This is a genomic window from Caballeronia sordidicola, from assembly GCF_001544455.2.
GTDB lineage: Bacteria > Pseudomonadota > Gammaproteobacteria > Burkholderiales > Burkholderiaceae > Caballeronia > Caballeronia sordidicola.
Genome location: NZ_FCOC02000012.1, coordinates 49,418 through 70,750, shown reverse-complemented (window position 1 = coordinate 70,750; position 21,333 = coordinate 49,418). Strand labels below are relative to the sequence as shown.

General features: G+C 58.3%; 20 protein-coding genes and 1 tRNA gene. 11 read left to right on the top strand and 10 right to left on the bottom strand.

All coding sequences use genetic code 11. The features are described from left to right. Positions 1 to 182: 182 nt before the first annotated feature. Positions 183 to 1,841: an MFS transporter gene (locus tag AWB64_RS19000; protein ID WP_060856980.1), complete on the top strand. Its 1,659-nt coding sequence runs from the start codon at positions 183 to 185 to the stop codon at positions 1,839 to 1,841. Between the two features lie 77 nt (positions 1,842 to 1,918). After that, positions 1,919 to 1,995, top strand: a tRNA-Met gene (locus AWB64_RS18995). Between the two features lie 122 nt (positions 1,996 to 2,117). On the opposite strand, the gene AWB64_RS18990 is transcribed toward AWB64_RS18995, so the two are convergent. From AWB64_RS18990 to AWB64_RS18970, 6 genes are all read right to left on the bottom strand, one after another. Beyond that, entirely contained in the window at positions 2,118 to 2,948 is an 831-nt protein-coding gene (locus tag AWB64_RS18990; RefSeq protein ID WP_060856979.1) for a hypothetical protein, read from the bottom strand. Beyond that, positions 2,929 to 4,251, bottom strand: coding sequence for a DNA cytosine methyltransferase (locus tag AWB64_RS30975; protein WP_075643311.1), 1,323 nt, complete (start codon positions 4,249 to 4,251; stop codon positions 2,929 to 2,931). The genes AWB64_RS18990 and AWB64_RS30975 overlap by 20 nt, the downstream gene beginning before the upstream one ends. Next, on the bottom strand, positions 4,229 to 4,639 hold the full coding sequence (locus tag AWB64_RS30970; RefSeq protein ID WP_075643312.1) for a very short patch repair endonuclease: 411 nt from the start codon (positions 4,637 to 4,639) through the stop codon (positions 4,229 to 4,231). Before AWB64_RS30970 ends, AWB64_RS30975 begins: the two co-directional genes overlap by 23 nt. Before the next feature lie 297 nt (positions 4,640 to 4,936). Continuing rightward, positions 4,937 to 5,779, bottom strand: a complete 843-nt coding sequence (locus tag AWB64_RS18980; RefSeq protein ID WP_060857060.1) for an alpha/beta fold hydrolase — start codon at positions 5,777 to 5,779, stop codon at positions 4,937 to 4,939. 90 nt (positions 5,780 to 5,869) lie between these two features. Continuing rightward, positions 5,870 to 6,898, bottom strand: coding sequence for a DedA family protein/thiosulfate sulfurtransferase GlpE (locus AWB64_RS18975; protein WP_060856977.1), 1,029 nt, complete (start codon positions 6,896 to 6,898; stop codon positions 5,870 to 5,872). Between the two features lie 146 nt (positions 6,899 to 7,044). After that, positions 7,045 to 7,746, bottom strand: a complete 702-nt coding sequence (locus tag AWB64_RS18970) for a FadR/GntR family transcriptional regulator (RefSeq protein ID WP_060856976.1) — start codon at positions 7,744 to 7,746, stop codon at positions 7,045 to 7,047. A gap of 145 nt (positions 7,747 to 7,891) precedes the next feature. On the opposite strand from AWB64_RS18970, the gene dgoD reads away from it, so the two are divergent. Both dgoD and AWB64_RS18960 read left to right on the top strand, forming a co-directional pair. Beyond that, entirely contained in the window at positions 7,892 to 9,040 is a 1,149-nt protein-coding gene (gene dgoD / locus AWB64_RS18965; protein ID WP_060856975.1) for a galactonate dehydratase, read from the top strand. Between the two features lie 294 nt (positions 9,041 to 9,334). After that, entirely contained in the window at positions 9,335 to 9,634 is a 300-nt protein-coding gene (locus AWB64_RS18960) for a hypothetical protein (protein WP_060856974.1), read from the top strand. Positions 9,635 to 9,638: 4 nt separating this feature from the next. On the opposite strand, the gene AWB64_RS18955 is transcribed toward AWB64_RS18960, so the two are convergent. Further along, complete coding sequence (locus AWB64_RS18955; RefSeq protein WP_060856973.1) at positions 9,639 to 10,574, bottom strand: CopD family protein; 936 nt, start codon at positions 10,572 to 10,574, stop codon at positions 9,639 to 9,641. Positions 10,575 to 11,011: 437 nt separating this feature from the next. Between AWB64_RS18955 and AWB64_RS18950 the strand changes: the two genes are divergently transcribed. The 4 genes from AWB64_RS18950 to AWB64_RS18935 all read left to right on the top strand — a co-directional run bounded on the left by AWB64_RS18950 (position 11,012) and on the right by AWB64_RS18935 (position 15,697). After that, positions 11,012 to 11,770, top strand: coding sequence for a c-type cytochrome (locus AWB64_RS18950; protein ID WP_060856972.1), 759 nt, complete (start codon positions 11,012 to 11,014; stop codon positions 11,768 to 11,770). 21 nt (positions 11,771 to 11,791) lie between these two features. Then, entirely contained in the window at positions 11,792 to 13,090 is a 1,299-nt protein-coding gene (locus AWB64_RS18945; protein ID WP_060856971.1) for a c-type cytochrome, read from the top strand. Positions 13,091 to 13,336: 246 nt separating this feature from the next. Further along, positions 13,337 to 13,957 (top strand): PAQR family membrane homeostasis protein TrhA, encoded by a 621-nt coding sequence (trhA, locus tag AWB64_RS18940; protein ID WP_060856970.1) that lies wholly within the window; start codon positions 13,337 to 13,339, stop codon positions 13,955 to 13,957. A 273-nt stretch (positions 13,958 to 14,230) separates the two neighbouring features. Then, complete coding sequence (locus AWB64_RS18935; RefSeq protein WP_060856969.1) at positions 14,231 to 15,697, top strand: DEAD/DEAH box helicase; 1,467 nt, start codon at positions 14,231 to 14,233, stop codon at positions 15,695 to 15,697. A 54-nt stretch (positions 15,698 to 15,751) separates the two neighbouring features. Here the strand turns inward: AWB64_RS18935 and AWB64_RS18930 are convergent, their stop codons facing one another. Beyond that, entirely contained in the window at positions 15,752 to 16,267 is a 516-nt protein-coding gene (locus tag AWB64_RS18930; protein ID WP_060856968.1) for a hypothetical protein, read from the bottom strand. Positions 16,268 to 16,343: 76 nt separating this feature from the next. Then, positions 16,344 to 17,171, bottom strand: a complete 828-nt coding sequence (locus AWB64_RS18925; RefSeq protein WP_060856967.1) for a ferritin-like domain-containing protein — start codon at positions 17,169 to 17,171, stop codon at positions 16,344 to 16,346. Positions 17,172 to 17,683: 512 nt separating this feature from the next. Between AWB64_RS18925 and AWB64_RS18920 the strand changes: the two genes are divergently transcribed. Both AWB64_RS18920 and AWB64_RS18915 read left to right on the top strand, forming a co-directional pair. Further along, positions 17,684 to 18,463 (top strand): DeoR/GlpR family DNA-binding transcription regulator, encoded by a 780-nt coding sequence (locus tag AWB64_RS18920; protein WP_060856966.1) that lies wholly within the window; start codon positions 17,684 to 17,686, stop codon positions 18,461 to 18,463. 317 nt (positions 18,464 to 18,780) lie between these two features. Further along, complete coding sequence (locus tag AWB64_RS18915; protein ID WP_060857059.1) at positions 18,781 to 18,978, top strand: hypothetical protein; 198 nt, start codon at positions 18,781 to 18,783, stop codon at positions 18,976 to 18,978. Positions 18,979 to 19,026: 48 nt separating this feature from the next. On the opposite strand, the gene AWB64_RS18910 is transcribed toward AWB64_RS18915, so the two are convergent. After that, complete coding sequence (locus AWB64_RS18910; protein WP_060856965.1) at positions 19,027 to 19,407, bottom strand: hypothetical protein; 381 nt, start codon at positions 19,405 to 19,407, stop codon at positions 19,027 to 19,029. 255 nt (positions 19,408 to 19,662) lie between these two features. Here AWB64_RS18910 and glpD point away from each other — a divergent pair, with 255 nt between their 5' ends. Next, entirely contained in the window at positions 19,663 to 21,210 is a 1,548-nt protein-coding gene (gene glpD / locus AWB64_RS18905) for a glycerol-3-phosphate dehydrogenase (protein WP_060856964.1), read from the top strand. Positions 21,211 to 21,333: the final 123 nt, after the last annotated feature.

Sequence of the window (21,333 nt, the reverse complement as noted above, 5' to 3'; positions counted from 1 at the left end):
GTTAGCAGAAGAAGAGGGCTTCATATAAGTTTTTGAGCGACGTTATTCCAAACATCTCAATGCATCACAAAAAACCACATACCATCATCACGTCAGAACGCCGTAAGTTTTCACTCCAATAATCGGTGCACGGTGCCGCCATTCGCGGGGCGCCATTCAAAATCAAGATCAGGAGATGATTCATGGCGACGGTCGAGGGGCGCATTTCCCACGCGCCGATGACAAGCGAAGAACGGCGCGTGATTTTCGCGTCATCGCTAGGCACGGTATTCGAGTGGTATGACTTCTATCTGGCGGGCTCGCTCGCCATCTATATCAGCAAGACCTTCTTCTCCGGCGTCAATCCGACGGCCGCCTTCATCTTCACCTTGCTTGGCTTCGCGGCGGGTTTCGCCGTGCGTCCGTTCGGGGCGATTGTGTTCGGGCGTTTAGGCGACATGGTCGGCCGCAAATACACGTTCCTTGTGACCATCGTGATCATGGGTTTGTCGACCTTTGTGGTCGGCTTGCTTCCCGGATACGCGACCATTGGCATAGCGGCGCCCGTGTTGTTCATTGCCATGCGGCTGCTGCAGGGGCTCGCGCTCGGCGGCGAATACGGCGGCGCGGCGACATATGTTGCAGAACATGCGCCTTCCAACAAGCGCGGCGCGTGGACGGCGTGGATTCAGACCACGGCCACGCTCGGCCTGTTCATCTCGCTGATCGTCATTCTTGTGGTGCGTACCGCCGTGGGCGAAGACACCTTCGGGGCATGGGCCTGGCGCGTGCCGTTCCTGGTGTCGATCGTGCTGCTTGGCGTGTCCGTCTGGATCCGGCTGAAACTGCATGAATCCCCGGTTTTCGAGCGCATCAAGGCCGAGGGCAAGACGTCGAAGGCGCCGCTGACCGAAGCATTCGGTCAATGGAAGAACCTGAAGATCGTGCTGCTCGCGCTCCTCGGGCTGACGATGGGACAGGCGGTTGTCTGGTACACGGGCCAGTTCTACACGCTGTTTTTCCTGACGCAGACGCTGAAGGTCGATGGCACGAGCGCCAACATCATGGTCGCCGTCGCGCTGCTGATTGGCACGCCGTTCTTCCTGTTCTTTGGGTCGCTGTCCGACAAGATCGGGCGCAAGCCGATCATCATGGCGGGCTGCCTGATTGCCGCGCTGACGTATTTTCCGCTCTTCCATGCACTCGCTCACTACACGAACCCGACGCTCGAAGCCGCAACCGTGAAGTCGCCGATCACCGTCATTGCCAATCCCGACGAGTGCTCGTTCCAGTTCAACCCGGTGGGTACATCGAAGTTCACGACCTCCTGCGATATTGCCAAGAGCGCGTTGTCGAAGTCCGGCTTGAACTACGAAAACGTGGCCGCGCCGGCTGGAACGCTCGCGCAGATCAAGGTGGGCGATACGGTGGTGAACACGTACGACGGCAAGGCTGCCGATGCAAAAGTCCAGGGCGCCGCGTTCGACAAGACGCTGGCCGGCACGCTGAAGTCGGCGGGTTATCCGGCGAAGGCTGATCCGGCGCTGATCAACTGGCCGATGGCTATTGTGATCCTGACCATCATGATGATCTACGTGACGATGGTTTATGGGCCGATTGCCGCGATGCTGGTCGAGATGTTCCCAGCGCGGATCCGGTATACGTCGATGTCGCTGCCGTATCACATCGGCAATGGCTGGTTCGGCGGGTTCTTGCCGGCTACGGCGTTTGCTATCGTGGCCGCGAAGGGGAATATTTTTTCGGGGTTGTGGTATCCGATTGTCATTGCCGTTGCCGCATTCGTGATCGGGATGCTGTTTGTGAAGGAGACCCGCGGGACGGCGGTTTATGACTCGGATTGATCGTCAAAGCTGTCGATAGGAATCGGTTTGGAAGGGGTTGACAGGTTTTGCAACCCTCTTCATAATCTCGATCTCTTGGCGAATTAGCTCAGCCGGTTAGAGCGACGGAATCATAATCCGCAGGTCCGGGGTTCGAATCCCTGATTCGCCACCAAGTTGTTGAAAAAGCCGCTGCTTCGAGAGAAGTGGCGGCTTTTTGTTTATACTTGATTGGAGTTCTGGCGCCAGGCATGGCATTTTGTCCACGGGCTGCAAAGCAGCAGCGACCTCCAACCCCTACCCTCCCCAAACTCCGTAGTTTTCTAGATCTTCTCTGGAAATGTTTTTCGCGGGTACCAGTTGGTAATGTTTCTCACCAACAACACGCATCTCATTGTCTTGAACAGTGAGCTCAAACATTGCGATACGGCCGTTGCTCATGAATTGAGCCGACACTGGTCGGCAAATTAAGGCCCCAAACTTCTCTTGACAGCAAGCGATGTCCTGCTCGGTTTGTACTACCCCATGCTTATCATTTCCGCCTTTTGCCTGAACTGGCACAACATATTGCCTTCCGTTGCTATCAAGTCCAACATACACTTCGTCAATTTCAATCTGTCCAACACCTTTGACCGTCGTACGAAGATGATTCTGAAGCGAGTAAGCCGTGATCCCGAGAAACACGTCGACGAGCCTGTTGTAACGGACTTTTGCTAACAGAGCCTGCTCATCAGATAACGCGTAAGCTGCTATGATTTCAGGCGTAGAATCTGGTAACTTAATAGTTACCAAATCATCCCGAGGAACAATTCGATTGAGCCGTACCTGTTTAAATTGGTATTTGGCTCCTCCTACTCCCCTAATAATCCACTCAAGTCCGTCATCCGCTGCGTCGATAATGAACTTAGGAAGCGCTTGTCGATATCTAAAACTATAGATCAGATCGCCAATATTTCGAGGAGTCTTTATTTCAAGTTTTTTGGCCTTTGCCAAAAGCTCGTCACGTTCAAACTCAAATTCATAAATTCCGGCAGCATAATGATCTTTGAAAACCTCTTCGATTATCACACTATAGCGATTTACCGTAGAAGTTGTGACTTCGCTAGTTTCAGCTTTGCTCTTCGGCATATTCTTTAGGTTCCGTCAACAGTTGGAGCTGCCCCTCTTCCGCAGCCGCTAAAATTGAATTATTTTTCCGTAATCGCTGCGCGATTACCGTATGTTTAACGCCAAACCGACGCGCTGCTGCGCTCATGTCTAGCCCTAAAATCTTTGAATCTCTTAAAACGAAGGATTGACTTGGTTTGGTTGCTACAATTCCCATCGCTTGGAGAATCTCCCTCCCAACAGCACGAGCCAGCAGAGGGGGGACGCTGTTGCCAATTTGCCTAAATCCGTGCCATTTAGTGATGTGAAATCGAAACCAGTCAGGATAAGAATGAAGGCGCGCGGCCTCTCGAACTGTAATAACGCGCGGGAAAACAGGATGAATAGGACGCGGAGAAGTAAATGCTCCTCTCGCACTATCGGTACCGGCACGCAACGTATTGCAAATTCCCTCTGGATCAAGCTTTCGGAAACGACTTATCGGTTCAGTATCACCGCATTTTGTTTCGGTAAATCGATTTTTTGAGAGCTCTGTGTGTACAGTACGCATGCTGGCTGTAAGAATATCGCTATCGAACTCGCGCGGATAACTGAAGTCGTCCGCGTCCGCCTCCAATCCCCGCAAGCGACGAGCATAAGAGGCATGGGTTACCCAATCTACTGCAACACTGTCTTGAACTTTCAGTTCGTCGAACAAATCAGCATTAGGAAGATCAGCGATAGCTTCACGAACAGTGACACGGCCTGTTGGTTCAGGATAATGTGGCGGGACCTCACCTCTCCGTGTGCCGACTAAAAATAGCCGCCGTCTATCCTGCGGTACGCCAAACTCGGCGGCATTTAAAACCTTATATGGCATTAATACGTCGTACCCCGCGTCGTGCAAAGCAGCAATAAGCTCGTCCAAAAATTTGCGATGCGCGCCAAGCGTTAATCCTTTCACGTTCTCAAAAACGCAATATTTCGGATTAAGTTCTCGAACAATTCGCACATAGTGAAACACAAGCTTGTTTCGCGGGTCGTCTAAAGCCCGCTTGCCCATCAAAGAAAAGCCCTGACATGGTGCGCCACCGAAGACCACCTCAATATCGCGATTACCAAGTTCCGCGAGCGCTCTTATCTCTTCGCCGGTGACATCAACAACACTAGCGCATATTGTTTTCGACCCAGGAAAATTGTATTCGTGGGTTGCACAGTGAATAGGGTCGATCTCTACGGCCGCGACGATGTCGAATCCGGCTTGCTCAAATCCCAGTGATAACCCGCCAGCACCAGCAAATAGGTCGATGCCCACAGGGCGGTTATTCGAATGTGAGAAATTCATATAGTCTGTCGGCTAGTCCGTCGAGGTCCTTCAATTCACACTGCCAAACGGTCAGTGCTTGCCAACTGGCTTCATCAAGCTTCTGCAGATTCACCAGGTCTCGCTCTCGGTTGCGCTCGATTTTGCCGCCCCAGAAGTCAACCCTTGTTTTTGGCAGCCGACCGTAACGGCATCCTCTATGTCCATGCCAAAAACATCCGTGAACAAAGATTACTTTTCGCTTTCGTCCAAACACGATGTCGGGGCGCCCAGGTAACCGCGGGTCGTGTAGGCGATACCTAAAACCCATAGCAAATAGCAAGCTACGAACAACAAGCTCTGGCGTTGTGTCCTTCGATTTGACACGGCTCATGAGCCATGACCGATGCTCTTTCGAAAGCCTATCCATAAAACAGAATTCTACCGGCATGCGGCCTGTTAGTGGCTTCATAATGCACGCGCTTGCGAAGAAATGATCGCAGATTTAGCGCGTGAAGCGAAGAACACTAGGCCCACGCGTCGATTAGCTGCGATCATTGCTCTGTTCGAAGTCGTACAGCCGTCAGGGTCAGCAGTTGGACTGCTAAAGCGCGAGCCGAAGCACACGCCCTTGGATTCGGGTCAGCAGAGAAAACTGCCTCGACGGCAAACCCAAACTGTGAAACTAAGTCGGCGATGTGTGACCACCTTCGTCCGAGCGTTCTCATCAGAACTGGCTTGTAGCAAGCATCCGATTAAACACCCCCGCATGCGTCACATTCATCCCATGCGACGCGCCTTCAATAGTCTCTCTTCGCGAACCTTCAATCCACCCCTCCAACGCCCCCACCGCATCCCGAAACATCCTCGGACTTTTCTCGCCATCGATAAGCAGCGTAGGACATCGCACCTTACCCGCGGCCCGCGCATCATAAGCCGGCAACGGATCGCGGAATTGGCGCGCTAATGTATTCGCGTTATCAATCGCCATGGCCCGAAACGCTCTCGGACTCCGCGCCCAAAATCCCGGCCGGCTTACCGAATCGACAAACAATTCCAGCCCCGCGTCAACCTCGCCCACGGCAATCAACTCCGCAGCCTTCGCCCGCAGCGCATTAACCGGCGCGGGCAACACCGTCCGCGACATCGCATCCGAACCGGCCTTGGCCACCGGCCCACCCGGATCGGCCAGCACCAGCGACTTCACCAACTCCGGATACCGGCCAGCCAGATGAAACGCGATACACCCGCCTCTCGAGTGCCCGACAACATTCACCGCGCCCACACCCAGCCGCTCAATAAACTGCCCCATCTCATCGACATGCGCATCCCAGCAAAACGGCCGCGCATCCCCGGCAACGCCAAGCGCCCCCGCCCTTCCCGAAGGCCAATAATGCGAGAGACTAGGCGCAACACAGCGGTACTGCCTGGCAAGCGGCCCCAACTGCGGCTTCCAGTATCGAAAGTCACACAGTGAGCCGTGAATGAACAGCATGACCTCCCGATGCTCATGCCCGGTCTGTACAAAGGGCACCTGTACACCGTGATCCAACGTAGCCACATCGGGCATGGGCAAGCCAAAAAGTTGCGAGGGATCCACCCCATCCAACAGCGTCATCCGATGCAACTCCGATTAACCAGCAATCAACAGCCAAGAAACTCACTCCGGCGCCGTAGCCCTGACAGTAACCATATCGTCCATGTCATGATCATCGACTGAAGCGCCGGCATCAGCATCATGGCGCGAAACGTCCAAAGGAATCGTCTCCACCGGAAACCCCTTCTTCTCCCACGCATCCAGCCCGCCCTTCAGCGGCCGCACATTCGTAAAACCTTTGGCCTTCAATTGCCGCGCGATCTGCTTGGCCGTCGCCTCATTCGGACACACGCAATAAATCACCACCTCGCGCTCGCGAAACATCTCATCGATCTTCCCCGACGCCTCCAGATCCAGCGGCAACGCGCCCTTGATCCTGTGCGCCTCCTTGCGGCGGATCTCGGCCGGCCGGGCATCGAAAATAACGGGTGGTGAGTCCGAGCGCATCATTTCGTCGAGTTGTTCGGGCGTTATCCGATACTTCGCGAGCCATCGGCGAAACTGCACGCGCCGAACCCATCGGTATGCCAGGAATACGCCAGCCGCCATCCCGAGCACATCGAGCGCGGTCAGCCCATAAGTGCGCACGAAGATGAGCAGATTTGCGACCTCTGCCTTCAAAATCGCGCCGCCCAGCATCCACGCCGACGCCCACAAACTCGCGCCCACGAGATCCCAGAATACGAACACGCGCACATCGATCTGCGTGGTCCCAAGCAGCGGCGATGAAACCAGCCCAAGCCCCGGCACGAATTTGGATAACGCGAGCAGAGGCACGCCGAAGCGCTCGAACCAGTTGCGGGCGGTACGCAAAGTGGTATCGAGGGAAAGCGAGAAGCGCACGAGCGAGTTCAGGAACCGCCGGCCATACAACCTTCCGGCGGCGAACCAAAGAGAATCGGCGATAACCACCGCGAGCACCGCAGCGGCCAACATATGCCAGAACGAAGCTAACCCGGCGGCGACCAGCGTTCCGGCAAGCACGAGCATGGGAGCGGCGGGAACAGGCACGCCGAGTTGCGTGGCAAGCACGCTGACGAACACGGCCCACGCGCCCCAGGACGACACAAGGGAGATCGGAACGTGCGGCAAGTCGTGCGCCTCCTCGCAATGGGTGCAGGGCGCAGCGTTTTGATCAATTATTGCTTGACCACTGTCAACAAAACCGCGCCCGGACCTGCAACTTTATCGCGAAATGGAAACGATCGCCGGTTTGTGGAGGCGTGAATTTGAACCGGTCAACCCTCGATCCGCGCCCGCGTCACGCCGAGCAATCCGGCCATTGCTTCACGCGCGGCGCTTGGTTGCCTCTTGGCGATGGCATCGAAAACGGCGGTATGTTCGGCCATCGATGCATTGAAAACCTCCGCCCGCCGCGCGTTCAACTGCAACTGGGCTTCGAGCGTGCGCTCGATCAGCGTCCCGAGCGGCACGAGCAACTCATTGCTGCATGCGTTCAGCACGCTCAAGTGAAAGCGCAGATCGGCACGCACCCATTCATCCACGGTGCGAGCGTCGAGCATCGCCTGATGGGCCTCGTCCAGACGTACCAACGTATTCTGATCGTGATTGACCGCCGCCAAAGCCGCGGCATAAGGCTCGATCATCTCGCGCATTTCCTGCAGCTTGAGCGCGAATTGCATGGGAATGGCAACGCGCGAATACCACTCGAGCACGTCGGCATCGAGCAAATTCCACGCGTCTCGTGGACGCACGCGCGTGCCGATTTTCGGCCGCGATTCAATCAATCCCTTCGATGTCAGCGTGCGAAGCGCCTCGCGCAGCACGGTCCGGCTCACGCCAAAGCGCTCCATCAGTTCCGCTTCGCGCGGCAACGTGGACGCGGGCGCGAAATCGCCACGCAAAATCTCGGTGCCAAGGTCGTACGCCACGCGTCCGTGCAAATCGTGCTGAATGACTTTCCCCTTTTTTGCGCACATGCCGCCGTAAAAATCATCGGATTATACGGAGCCTTTCCCATCAAGCCTTTCCATCCAATAGTACTATTAATATACACGACTAACAAAACTTTGATAGCATTGAAATCCTTGTTCCTCACTAACCGGAAAACCTGGAGACGCCAGCATGAAAATCACGAAGCTCGAAACTTTTATCGTTCCGCCGCGCTGGTGTTTTCTGAAGATCACGACGGACGAAGGCATCGTCGGCTGGGGTGAGCCGGTGGTCGAAGGACGCGCGCACACGGTCGCGGCAGCAGTCGATGAACTTTCGGATTACCTGATCGGCCGCGACCCGCTGTTGATCGAGGATCACTGGCAGGTGATGTATCGCGCGGGGTTTTATCGCGGCGGCCCGATCGGCATGAGCGCGATCGCGGGCGTCGATCAGGCGCTGTGGGACATCAAGGGCAAGCATCATGGCGTGCCCATTCACGCTCTGCTCGGCGGCCAGGTGCGCGACCGCATCAAGGTGTATTCGTGGATTGGCGGCGATCGTCCAAGCGACGTGGCGAACAACGCGCGCGCGGTCGTGGATCGCGGTTTCAAAGCGGTGAAGATGAACGGCTCGGAAGAACTTCAGATCATCGATACCTTCGACAAGGTTCAGTCCGTCATCAACAATGTAGCGGCCGTGCGTGAAGCGGTGGGACCGAATATCGGGATTGGCGTGGACTTCCACGGGCGGGTACACAAGCCGATGGCGAAAGTCCTCGCGAAGGAACTCGATCCGTACAAGCTGCTGTTTATCGAGGAGCCGGTGCTGTCGGAGAACGTCGAGGCGTTACGCGACATTGTCAACCAGACGAGCACACCGATCGCGCTGGGCGAGCGTCTCTATTCGCGCTGGGACTTCAAGCACATTCTGGCGGGCGGTTATGTGGACATCATCCAGCCGGACGCATCGCATGCGGGCGGCATTACGGAGTGCCGCAAGATTGCATCGATGGCCGAAGCCTACGACGTCGCGCTGGCGCTGCATTGTCCGTTGGGCCCGATTGCGCTGGCTACATGCTTGCAGATCGACGCGGTCAGCTACAACGCGTTCATCCAGGAGCAAAGCCTCGGGATTCACTACAACAAGGGCAACGACCTGCTCGACTACATCAAGAATCCGGAAGTCTTCAAGTACGAAGACGGCATGGTGATGATTCCACAAGGGCCGGGCTTGGGCATTGAAGTGAACGAGGAGAAAGTGCGCGAGATGGCGAAGGTTGGTCATCGCTGGCGCAATCCGGTCTGGCGTCACGCGGATGGCAGCGTCGCCGAGTGGTGATTTTCGAAACGTGGAATTGCGGCGCACCGTACGATACAGGACGCCCGACTCAACGTAGAATGCGCTTTATCGAGACAGGAATGTGTCTTGGTTGCGTTACGTAACGCGCGTAGAAAGCAGGCGTTTTCAGCGCGTTACGTCGCTTTAGAAAGACTTTTTGAGAATCTAAAACTCTTTCGCATCAAGGCCTTACATGCATTACTGACGTCTGGCCCGCGTCTTGCAATATCTCGTGTACAAAATTCCGACCCATGCGCCCGGGAAGAGCGCGACGATAAAGCGAACGAGTTCAGCATGTATACACTTCCAGACGAATACACCCGCACCCAGATGGCCGTTGGCGCGCTTGTTCTGTTCGGCGTGCTGCGCGTGGTTTGCGCCGCCATGGGCGCTCAATACAACTGGCGCCTGTCCGTGGTCACGCGATGCTTCATTGGCGCGGCGGTGCTCTTTTGCCTGCCGCAACTCGCCGATGTCCTGTTTTCGTCGCCCATGTCGCACAAGGCGTTTGTCGAATTGCAGGGCAAGGCGGTCGGTTGCGCGCTGGCGCTGTTCTGCGCGCCTATCGTGAGCCACAAGCTCGGCTACGAATAACCCGTTATCCCGCCGATGCAAATCCCGGCACGCTGTGCGACAACACGGCAGCCGCAAAAAACACCGCAACGATCAGCACCGCTTCCACACGCATTACGCCATTGAACGTGCGTGCATCGACGGTTGATGCCGTGCGCCGCAATCGCGGCAACACGGACCAGCGGTTCATTGCGCCTAGCAGCAACGCGGTTGCGACCAGCACGCCCTTTACGACCAGCGCCTGGCCCCACGCGCTTGCTTCGAGCGCTTGCGCCGAGCCGCCGAGCCCGCGCCACGCGTTGTAGATCCCGGTCAACACCACGAGCGATACGGCGATAACCGACAGCGTCGAAATCTTCCCGGCAATACGGATCAAGAACGCCCGCGCCAACGATGTCCCAAGCGACGCCAAGACGCGCCACGCGCCCGCGAACACCACGCCGCCCCACAACGCGGTCGCGAGAAGATGGACGGTCTGCACGCCTTCGGCCAGGGAAAACGCGCCGGCGTCCGCGGCATGACCAATCGATGCCTTCCCGGCCGCGGCCACGAGCGCGCCTATCGCGAACAATCCGGGCCGCGGGCTGCCTTTTGCGTTCGCGGACACCGTGGCAAGCACGAGCAATACGCTGCCAGCAAACGCGATTGCCCAGCCAATGCCTGCGTGCGTGCCGGTGACCACGGCAATAACAGCTGAAAACGCGTCGAACAAAGGCGCGCCGCTCATCGATGCCGCCTGCAGCCACACCAGTACAAGATCCGCAACCGCCAGCGTGACCGCGCCGCCGAGGCTCAATCGCCGCGCCTTTCGCCACGCATCGTGCGCAGGCGACTTGCCTTCGGCCGCCTTCTCCTTCGATAACCATATGCTCAGCAAGCCCGCGCCGAGCGTACAGGCAAAAGCAATATCGGCGAGCGCCGCGATGAGGACCTGCGCCAACCAGAGCGGATCGCCATTCATGCGCACACCCGTGGGTTTTGAGTCGGGCAGGAAGCAGGCAAGGATTGCATTCGAAATTCGGTGAAGGATCGTAGATGAGGTACGCCATGCATTGCACGAGCAAATCGGCGGCACAGGAACGCGAGTCTAGCGGAACGGACCCACGGGATGCACAACGTCGCGAAATGCTACAAACAGTTAAAACCAAGTCGATGCTTTGTCGAATATGACCGGCCATCAATAGTTAAAGATGTTCAAAACCCCATGTCGATCAGTCGCGCGGCATATTGTCGCGTAAAGGTTGAAAGCCAGACGCAGCAAGCCGAGGCACAAATAGTCATCATCAGGCAACGATGATAGAATGCCGCGTCGCATCAGAGGCTCGCTGAGCCAATGTGGCAATGGTTCACCACATATTCGCACCGGGCCGAACGAAGCTCGGCAGGTCCTCGAAATTCATGGAGTGTCGCGTGTCTTCAAGACGCATCTTTCGTCCGTTGCTCGCCCCGCTAATGGCGCTGGCGCTTTTGGGCAGTGCACTGGGCGGCGCAAGCACAGCCGGCGCAGCCGAAGCTCAGGCCGCCCAGCCCGTCGCGCCGGATACCATGGCTGCACGCGTGCAAGGTTGCACGGCATGTCACGGCGTCCACGGCGAAGGCACGGACAACGACTATTTCCCGCGTCTTGCCGGCAAACCCGCCGACTACCTGTACAACCAGTTGCAGAACTTCCGTGAAGGCCGCCGGAAGTATCCGCCCATGAACTACCTCGTCACGTATCTCTCGGACGACTACCTTCATCAGATCGCCACGTATTTCTCGCAACAGCGCCCGCCTTATCCGCAGCCGGCCAAGCCGACCGTGTCGGCGTCGACTGTGACGAAGGGCCAGCAAATCGTGCTGAACGGCGATCCGTCCAGAAACATCCCGGCTTGCGCGGCATGCCACGGCGCGTCGCTCACAGGTATGGAACCGGCTATTCCGGGTCTCGTGGGATTGCACTCCGACTACATCAGCGCCCAGCTTGGCGCATGGCGTGCGGGCTCGCGTCACGCGAAAGCGCCTGACTGCATGCAACAGATTGCATCCCGCCTGACCGACGACGACGTAACCGCTGTCGCCGCCTGGCTTTCCACGCAAACCGCACCGGCCAATCCGGTACCCGCGCCCGCTGGCTCACGCAAGATGCCGCTTGTCTGCGGCAGCGAACCGCAATAAGGCGCGAGGAGCGATAAGTATATGAAACGCAAGTCCCTGTTCGCACTCTCGGCGGTTGTTGTCCTGACGGCCGCCGCCGCCGCTGCCGCGCTCTGGTCGGGTGGCGACGCATTCCATTCGAGCGGCGCTGTCGCCGCCGTGCCCGCCGACCAGACCGAATTGATCAAGCGCGGCGAATATCTGGCGCGCGCCGGCGACTGTATTGCCTGCCACACGGTTCGCGGCGGCAAGACGTTCGCGGGCGGCCTGCCCATGCTGACGCCGTTCGGCACCATGTACACGCCGAACATCACGCCGGACGATCAATACGGCATTGGCAAATGGACGTCGGACGATTTTTATCGGTCGATTCATAACGGCCGCTCAAAAGACGGCAGCCTGCTTTATCCGGCCATGCCGTTCACCGCCTACACCAAGGTGACGCGCGCCGACTCCGATGCCATGTATGCTTACATGCGCTCGGTCCCGCCGGTGAATGAACCCAGCCGCCCGCACGAACTGCGCTTCCCGTTCAACCAGCGCAACATGCTGATTGGCTGGCGCGTGCTGTTCTTCCGCGAAGGCGAGTTCAAGCCGGATCCTACCAAGTCGGTCGAATGGAACCGCGGTGCTTACCTGATCGAAGGGCTTGGCCATTGCAGCATGTGCCATACATCGATCAACCCGCTCGGCGGCCCGGTCAGCTCGGCAGCCTTCGGCGGCGGCCTGATTCCGCTGCAGAACTGGTATGCGCCTTCGCTGACGTCGAACAAGGAAGCAGGTCTTGGCGACTGGGACGCGAAGGACATCAACGACCTGTTGAAGACGGGTGTATCGCAGCGTGGCGCGGTGTTCGGTCCGATGGCCGAAGTGGTTCACAACAGCCTGCAATACATGACGGACGCGGACATCAGTGCAATGACCACGTACCTCAAGTCAATTCCGCAAAAGAAGGAAGCGCCGGAAACCATGCAATTCGAGACATCGGAGAAATTCGGTGGCGAACTGCTGGTCCAGGGAAAGAAGATCTATACGGAAAATTGCGCGAAGTGCCACGCCGAGAACGGTCTCGGAAAGCCGCCTGCTTATCCGCCGCTTGCCAACAACCAGTCCATTCAGATGCAGTCGGCCGTGAACCCGATCCGCATGACGCTCAACGGTGGTTATCCGCCGAGCACCGAAGGCAACCCGCATCCGTATGGCATGCCGCCGTTTGCGCAAGCCTTGTCGGATACGGAAGTTGCTGCGGTTGTGACGTACATCCGCATGTCGTGGGGCAACCACGGCACGCCGGTGTCGCCGCAACAAGTCAGCAACCTGCGTTCGGCGCCGCTCGACTGATTGAAGAAGCAGGGCCGGCAGTAGCGTAAAATGCAGTGAAGGGCGCGGGCCTCGCATTCGGGGCGGCGCCCTTCTTCTTTTCATGCTGGCCTTTTTGTGTTGGCCATTGTGCTCAATCAAGCGGATCGGGATTGGCGAAACCTGCAACCGGTCTCGCGGTAAAATGCCGGTGATTTCGTGAATTCACAAAGCGGGTAAGCGCGGCGTTGCATGCGGGAAACGCAACGTGGTTGAGGATGTTTTTCGATGCACGTTGGTGAGCGGTTCAATAGCGTTACCCATCTTGTCGGCACTGTACTGTCGGTGGCGGGACTGGCAACGCTTGTGACCATGGCGTCGCTGGAACGCGATCCGTACAAGATCGTGAGCTTTGCTGTGTATGGCGCAATGCTGCTCGCCCTGTACACAATCTCGACGCTCTACCACTCCATCCGAAACCCGCGCGCCAAGGCGATATTGCAGAAATGCGATCATTCGGCCATTTATTTGCTGATCGCGGGAAGCTACACGCCGTTCACGCTCGTCACGCTTCGCGGCCCGTGGGGCTGGTCGCTATTCGGGGTAAGCTGGGGGCTGGCTGCGCTTGGCATTGTTCAGGAACTCACGCTCGGGCGCCGAACCCGCAGTGTATCGATGGTGATTTACGTGATGATGGGCTGGCTCGCGCTCGTAGCCATCCGTCCTCTCGTTACAGCATTACCGCCCGCCGGCACGGCGTGGCTGCTGGCAGGCGGCTTGATCTACAGCGCCGGCATTTACTTTTTCATCAACGACGAGCGCATCCGGCACGGCCATGGCATCTGGCACCTGTTCGTGTTGGGCGGCAGCTTGTGTCAATTCATCAGCATTGCACGCTACGTTGCGTGAGCCTGTCCTGATCGACACTCAATGCCTGATGATTTGAGGCGTGCGCGCTTCAAATGCAACTTAACGCCAGTCAGCGTGTCTTGATAGCGCGTTGATCTTCGCGGCAACTTTCCCGGCGCCCTGCTCTTTTCTTCGAGCGAGCGCCCCGATTGTCATGCCGCCCGATTTCCTCGATCGTCGTGCGTGCGCACCTCTTCCTGCGAGCCGCTTCCCTGGGCTTTGTTCGAGGCTCATGCGACAACGCCGGTCGGCATACAGAATCCGTGAACACTTATGTCTTTTGATTCCCTCGGCTTGTCCGAACCCTTGCTTCGCGCAGTCATCGAACAAGGCTACACAACTCCCACGCCTATCCAGTCGCAGGCCATCCCTGCCGTGCTGAACGGCGGCGACCTGCTTGCAGGCGCGCAAACCGGCACTGGCAAGACCGCGGGTTTTACGCTGCCGATCCTGCAACGCCTGTCCGAAACGCCGGCGCCCGCAGCAGGCGCGAAGCGCCCGGTTCGCGCGCTGATCCTCACGCCCACGCGCGAACTCGCGGCGCAGGTCGAAGAGAGCGTGCGCACCTATGGCAAATACCTGAAGCTGAAATCAACGGTAATGTTCGGCGGCGTTGGCATCAATCCGCAAATCGACGCGTTGCGGCGCGGCGTGGATATTGTCGTGGCTACGCCCGGACGATTGCTCGATCACATGCAGCAGAAGACCATCGACTTGTCGAAGCTCGAAATCCTCGTGCTCGATGAAGCCGACCGCATGCTCGACATGGGCTTCATTCACGACATCAAGCGCGTGCTCGCCAAGCTGCCGCCGAAGCGTCAGAACCTTCTGTTCTCGGCGACTTTCTCCGACGAAATCAAGACCCTCGCCGACAGTCTGCTCGACAAGCCGGCGCTGATCGAAGTGGCGCGCCGCAATTCGACCGTTGAAGCGATCGCGCAAAAGATCCATCCGGTCGATCGCGATAAGAAGCGCGAATTGCTTACGCACCTGATCCGGCAGAACAACTGGTTTCAAGTGCTGGTTTTTTCGCGCACGAAGCATGGCGCGAACCGGCTGGCCGAACAGTTGACGAAGGACGGCATCAGCGCGCTCGCCATTCATGGCAACAAGAGCCAGTCGGCTCGCACGCGTGCCCTGGCCGAGTTCAAGGACAACACGTTGCAGGTGCTCGTGGCGACGGATATTGCGGCGCGCGGTATCGATATTGATCAGTTGCCGCACGTGGTCAACTTCGATCTGCCGAACGTGCCGGAGGACTATGTTCACCGGATCGGACGCACGGGGCGTGCTGGGGCAACGGGCGAGGCGGTATCGCTGGTTTGCGTCGATGAACATCAGTTGCTGAAGGACATCGAACGGCTGATCAAGCGCCCGATTCCACAGGAAGTGATCGCGGGATTCGAGCCGGACCCGACTCAGAAACCCGAACCCATTCTTCGACGCAGCCAGGGCGGCGGCGGTGCGCGTCAAGGTGCGCCACGTCAGGGCGCGCCGAAGCAGGCAAATGGCGGTGGCCGTGGACCGGCGAAGCCGGCGCATGGCGGCAATGGCGGCGGCGGAGGCAATGGTTCGCGTTCGCCCAAACCCGTTGCGGCCAAGACGGGCGGCAATGGCGCCGCGCCGCGCAAGCCTGAAGGCGCGCGGCCAGCCGGCGCATTGCTCGGTGGCAAGCCTCGTAGTGAAGGCGGCGGTGCTGGCCGACGTGATACGCCGCGTACCGGGCAACGCGGACGTTGATTGAACTGCGGTAAGGTTTCAGGCAGCGGAGCTTACAGCTCCGCTGTTTTTGTTTCAGGGCGCCACGCTCGCGGCCCGCTTCAGTCCTTCCACTTGTAGACGCCAGCGTTCCAGCACGGCGTTCTCCTGACCTTCGGCAAAAGCAAATCCAATTCCTTGCACGAGCCGGGCATAAGCCACTTTCTGCCACTCGCCGCTTTCGATCGTCGCGATAAAGCACGTCACCGGCGAGTCCGCAAGCGGCACGGCCTTCGCCTGAAGCTGCACTTGGAAAAACGCTTCATCGAAGACGAAAGTCAGCGTCGCCAAGCCCGTCTTCGATATCACCCGCGCCGCCCTGGACTGCGGCCACAGCGAAAAACACAAGCTCCCCGGATCGGGCGCGAACAGTTCGCCCACGCTCAGCAGTGACGTCCGGATCCGGCCTTCGTCGGCGGCGAGCAGCGATGCGGTGAAACCGGTTTTTGTCTCGATCGACGTGCCGTCGAACAGCGCGCGCAGCGGCAACGGCCATTCGTCGAACGTACTGTGCTCGATGTTGCGTGGACCCGATGCAGGGGAATCGTTCATTGGGAACTCCGTGAAGGACGATGGCCCGCGAAAGCGGGCCATCGATCAAAGTGTCATGCCGGAACCGCGCAAGCGTTCAGCGGAAGAAGACATGCTGCGTGATCTTCGCGATCGGATAATGAACGCTCGGCTGGATGCGCGCGGGCAGATCAAGCGGTTTGAGCAGCATCTTGACGCACATATCCGCCGACAAATTGCGGCGCACCAACGCGTTCACCCGCGCCGCCAGTTCGCGATTGTGCGCTGTGTCGTTGGCGCGATCCGGATAACGTATGGCGAAAACATGGCGCAGCGCGATCTCGGAATCTTCGTTCTTGATTTCCATCACGCGTCGTAAAAGCGCGCCCAGCACGGCGAAGCGGCCGTTGCCCTCGATCTTGTTGTACTTCTTGAAGAAGCGGAAGAAATGCTTGTAGTGCCGGACTTCGTCAGTACGGATGTTGTCGGTGAGCTGCTTCAGGACCGGTTCGTCCGAGCATTCATTGATGGCCCGGTACAAGGTCGCGGTGCCGGTTTCCACCACGCATCGCGCGACCATTTCCAGAGCCCGCGTCTTTTCGAAATCCTCGACGGAACACGTCAGCGAGTATTCGGCGAAGAAGTTCTTGAACGCCGTGTCCCAGTCGAACTCCGGCCACACATGGTTGATGTACGTCTTCAACGCGCGGCCATGCTGCATCTCCTCCGGTTCCCACTCGGTGTTGAGCCAGGAGGAGACTTCGGGGTCGTCATTGAAATAGGTGCTCAGGTTGCTCGTATAAAGATCAGTGCCGCTTTCAATAAATGAAGCCGCGCAAAGCAACAAGAGCAGATGTTCGTTGGATGCCGCTTTACGCCGGTCGATCCGGGACAGGTCGATGTCTTCGATCCGCCAGGGCATCACATGGGTACTATCAGTGTGCATAAATATCGCGCTCCCAAATCTGTACTGAACGCGCCGTCAGCCAAACCGGCCGAAAATCAGGCAACGCCATGAACAATCGAGTCGTGGCGTTCTCATGTGGTTGAAGACTTCTTATAGCCTGCATCTTAGCCGGGTTGTAGCGAAGCTGCAGACACCAAGAGAGACCGTTCAAGCCATAGGTCAGTTCCGGACACTATTTAATTCAGCACGAATCATACCGAGTGATTGGCGGTATGTTGACCGGGCGCAAGCGCAACACTTTGATGGCGCTTACAAGCCCATTTCACCGAACTGCTGCGGCGAGCTTGTTCGCGAGTTGGCAGACAGGCCTATTGTAAAAACGGCGAAGGACGCCAGCAGAGCCTGGACACCACTCATCGATAATCAACTTTGACCTCCTCACGAGTTTGATGACGATGATAACGAGTCTGTGAGCGCCACGTTGTCCGGTCTGCCGGGCGTTTCCCTTACAATACCGCCACCTCACGAACTGAAGCGCACGCACAGACGCCATGACTCGAGATCCCCGCATCACCTTGAACGCACGGCAGCAAGAGCTGCTCGACTGGGTGCAACGCGATGGCTTCGTGACGGTCGAGGACCTCGCCACGCATTTCGACGTCACCCCGCAGACCATTCGCCGCGACGTCAACTGGCTCTCGGACATGAACCTGCTGCGTCGCTATCATGGCGGCGCGAGCCTTCCAACGAGTTCGGAGAACGTCTCCTATACTGCACGCCAGCGCATGTTTCACGACGAGAAGCGCCGCATCGCGGCGCTGGTCGCCTCGCACATTCCCGACCAGGCGTCGCTCTTCATCAACCTCGGCACCACGACCGAAGAAGTCGCCCGGGCGCTCAACCGGCATCGCGGCCTGCACGTGATCACGAACAACCTCAACGTGGCCGGCATGATGAGCGGCTACCCGGATTGCGAGGTGCTGATCACCGGCGGCATTGTCCGGCCCTGGGACAAAGGAATCGTGGGCGAGCTTGCGATCGATTTCATCCGCCAGTTCAAGGTCGATTTCGCGATCATTGGCGCGTCGAGCATTGAACCCGATGGCACGCTGCGCGACTTCGATACCCGCGAGGTCCGCGTGGCTGAAGCAATCATCAACCACGCTCGCACCGTTTTTCTCGCCGCCGATCATTCCAAATTCGGCCGCCCGGCGCTCGTCCGGCTCGGCCACCTGAACCAGATCGACGCGCTCTTCACCGATGCCCCCACGCCGCCCGACATGGCCGAAACGCTCGCTGCGGCGAACACGCAGGTGTACATCGCCGAATAACGTTTCTCTGAGCGCAACTTAAATTCTTGTGTGCGCTGCGGCACGAACTTCAGGTAATTTCTACGTTTTCCGGCTCCAGCCGAACCGCTTTCGCGTCCCTCAAAAGTCAAACCCAATATTTTCCGCAAGCGTTTGGCACGCGTGCGGCGCTTGCATACAATCAAATCCCGGCAACGCAACGCCAGCTTCCAGCACTCCGGAAGCAGCGGTTCGCCATAGGTCTGCCGGCTCGAAGTTCCTGCCTCGCGCAACGTTCCGAAGTACATGCACCGGTCGCCGACCGGTCAAAGTGCCGTTCGATCGTCATGGAGAACACGATGCTCAGTCCGCATGAATTTGCCACGCTGCTTCTGCTACAGGAAGCGCCCAACCAGATCGACATGGTTCGCGACGAACTCGACGCCCTCCTCGAGCGCCAACTCGTGCAACTCGAAAATCTCGCGTCAGGACGCCAGCTCTGGAGCCTCACGGCCTCGGGCGATTCCACCATGAAGGCAATCAAGCGGTACTCGTAAGCGTCATTCCCGCTGATCCGGTCTCGCTTCTACAGCTCGTCTTGCAGCTTAGCCAGCGCGCAACGTTGGATCGACGGCCGCGCGCCAGCTAAGCGCCTGCGCGCGCTGATCGGCGAAGAACGTAGCCCACGCGCTTCGTGCGGCGGTCGTGCGATTGGCCGTGAAAGCCGAATGCTGCCCGGCGATCCCCGCCTGGAACGCGCAGAATTGATCCTTCGATAACCCTCCGCGTTTTTGCGCCACATAAGCGTCGAACAGCGCCGAATACACGCTCTGCGAATCCGCACCGTAATCCACCGCCGCCGTACCGCACATGGACTGAAGCGCGCTTAACGAAGGCGCGCCCATTGCCCCGGACATGTCGGGCGTGGAGACGCATCCACTCAGCATCAGCGCTCCCACCGCGCCTGCCATCAGCAACTTTCGCATTCCGTTCACTCCTCGTTTGACTGGCCACATTCGCCACCGACAGTATCGGTCTGTCGCCGCCTTCACGCCACTCGGCCGAATGGCCATGAGTTGTGCAAGCTTCAGCCAGAATAGCCAAAGACGACAACGCCGATTTTCGCCAAAACACAGCGTTAGCCGTTAAGCCGACTTTACATTTTCGTTTTTGTTCGTTAAATTTCGAATTCGAACATTTATGTTGTGTCGGAGCGGGTGCGGCCATGAGGCGAACAAGCAATGCAAGGTGATCTCTACGATGTGCTCGTCGTAGGCGGCGGGGTCAATGGGACGGGCATCGCGCGCGACGCATCCGGCCGGGGCTTGAGCGTGCTGTTATGCGAGAAAGATGATCTCGCGTCGCATACGTCGTCATCGAGCACCAAGCTTATTCATGGTGGCCTGCGCTATCTGGAATACGGCGAATATTCGCTCGTACGCAAGGCATTGCAGGAGCGAGAGGTATTGCTGCGCGCCGCGCCCCACATCATGTGGCCGCTGCGTTTCGTGATGCCGCACATGCCAAACCTGCGGCCCGCCTGGATGATCCGCGCCGGCCTGTTCCTTTACGATCATCTCGCGCGCCGCCAGTTGCTGCCGGGATCGAGAGGAATCGACATGCGCAGGCACCCAGCCGGTGCGCCGCTTATCGATTCTATCAAGCGAGGCTTTGTCTATTCCGATGGCTGGGTGGACGACGCCCGCCTGGTCGTGCTGAACGCGGTCGATGCGCGGGAACACGGCGCCGTTATAAAAACGCGCACGCGGCTCGTGAACGCAAACCGGAAAGACGGTCTGTGGCACGCCACGCTTATGGACAGCCACAGCGAGACGTTCGACGTCCAGGCGCGCTCGATTGCGAACGCAGCGGGTCCGTGGGTCAGCGAACTGCTAAAAGGAACGCTCGGCAGCGGCACGCACACGCGTCACACCGTACGTCTGGTCAAAGGCAGCCATATTGTTACGCAGCGTCTGTTCGAGCACGATCACGCGTACATCTTCCAGAATCCGGACAAGCGCATCATTTTCGCGATTCCCTATGAGCATGACTACACGCTGATCGGTACGACCGACCTGGAGTACCACGGGGATTCGTCGAAGGTGACGATCAGCCCGGAAGAGACCGCGTATTTGTGCGAGTCCATCAACCGGTACTTCAAGAAACACATCGGTCCGGAAGACGTTCGGTGGAGTTATTCGGGCGTACGCGGCCTGCTCGAAGACGAGAACGCTGAAAACGCGTCGGCGGTCACGCGCGACTATCTGCTGGAACTCGATACACCCGCGAACCAGGCGCCGTTGTTATCGGTGTTTGGCGGAAAGATCACGACCTTTCGCAAGCTCGCGGAAGAAGCCGTCGACAAACTTGGCGAAGCACTTCAATCGCCCGCCAAGGGCAAGACGTGGACCGAAGGCGCGCCATTGCCGGGCGGCGATATCGCCGATGCCGATTTCGACCGGTTCTTAGCGTCCTTGCAGCAGAAGAACCCGTGGCTGCCGGCCGATCTCGCGCATCGGTACGCTCGAGCCTACGGCACACGCGCGCAGCGAGTGCTTGGAGATGCCACGTCGCTGGCCGATCTGGGCAATGCCATCGCGCCCGGGCTTTACGAAGCAGAACTGCGCTATTTGCGCGACAACGAATGGGCGACCTGCGCCGAGGACGTTCTCTGGCGCCGCTCGAAACTTGGTCTGCACGTTGGACCCGAAACGCTTGACGAGGTGACGCGCCGGATTGACGGATGGTTCGTCCAGCCGCTTCAAGCTTCGTCGTGGACTGCCGTGTAAATACCAATCCTGCCGCGCCTGATAACGGTGTGACGATATCTTCGTTTGAGGCACGTCAGGCCGATGCTAGTCTTTCCTCCACCGATGCCGCGCCGGTCCGCGCGGCACGTCCGAATGGAGGCT

Coding starts and splice junctions, on each gene's coding strand:
- AWB64_RS19000 (WP_060856980.1), top strand. CDS start 183: ATGGCGACGGTCGAGGGGCGCATTTCCCACGCGCCGATGACAAGCGAA.
- AWB64_RS18990 (WP_060856979.1), bottom strand. CDS start 2,948: ATGCCGAAGAGCAAAGCTGAAACTAGCGAAGTCACAACTTCTACGGTA.
- AWB64_RS30975 (WP_075643311.1), bottom strand. CDS start 4,251: ATGAATTTCTCACATTCGAATAACCGCCCTGTGGGCATCGACCTATTT.
- AWB64_RS30970 (WP_075643312.1), bottom strand. CDS start 4,639: ATGGATAGGCTTTCGAAAGAGCATCGGTCATGGCTCATGAGCCGTGTC.
- AWB64_RS18980 (WP_060857060.1), bottom strand. CDS start 5,779: ATGCCCGATGTGGCTACGTTGGATCACGGTGTACAGGTGCCCTTTGTA.
- AWB64_RS18970 (WP_060856976.1), bottom strand. CDS start 7,746: ATGTGCGCAAAAAAGGGGAAAGTCATTCAGCACGATTTGCACGGACGC.
- dgoD (WP_060856975.1), top strand. CDS start 7,892: ATGAAAATCACGAAGCTCGAAACTTTTATCGTTCCGCCGCGCTGGTGT.
- AWB64_RS18960 (WP_060856974.1), top strand. CDS start 9,335: ATGTATACACTTCCAGACGAATACACCCGCACCCAGATGGCCGTTGGC.
- AWB64_RS18955 (WP_060856973.1), bottom strand. CDS start 10,574: ATGAATGGCGATCCGCTCTGGTTGGCGCAGGTCCTCATCGCGGCGCTC.
- AWB64_RS18950 (WP_060856972.1), top strand. CDS start 11,012: ATGGAGTGTCGCGTGTCTTCAAGACGCATCTTTCGTCCGTTGCTCGCC.
- AWB64_RS18945 (WP_060856971.1), top strand. CDS start 11,792: ATGAAACGCAAGTCCCTGTTCGCACTCTCGGCGGTTGTTGTCCTGACG.
- trhA (WP_060856970.1), top strand. CDS start 13,337: ATGCACGTTGGTGAGCGGTTCAATAGCGTTACCCATCTTGTCGGCACT.
- AWB64_RS18935 (WP_060856969.1), top strand. CDS start 14,231: ATGTCTTTTGATTCCCTCGGCTTGTCCGAACCCTTGCTTCGCGCAGTC.
- AWB64_RS18930 (WP_060856968.1), bottom strand. CDS start 16,267: ATGAACGATTCCCCTGCATCGGGTCCACGCAACATCGAGCACAGTACG.
- AWB64_RS18925 (WP_060856967.1), bottom strand. CDS start 17,171: ATGCACACTGATAGTACCCATGTGATGCCCTGGCGGATCGAAGACATC.
- AWB64_RS18920 (WP_060856966.1), top strand. CDS start 17,684: ATGACTCGAGATCCCCGCATCACCTTGAACGCACGGCAGCAAGAGCTG.
- AWB64_RS18915 (WP_060857059.1), top strand. CDS start 18,781: ATGCTCAGTCCGCATGAATTTGCCACGCTGCTTCTGCTACAGGAAGCG.
- AWB64_RS18910 (WP_060856965.1), bottom strand. CDS start 19,407: ATGCGAAAGTTGCTGATGGCAGGCGCGGTGGGAGCGCTGATGCTGAGT.
- glpD (WP_060856964.1), top strand. CDS start 19,663: ATGCAAGGTGATCTCTACGATGTGCTCGTCGTAGGCGGCGGGGTCAAT.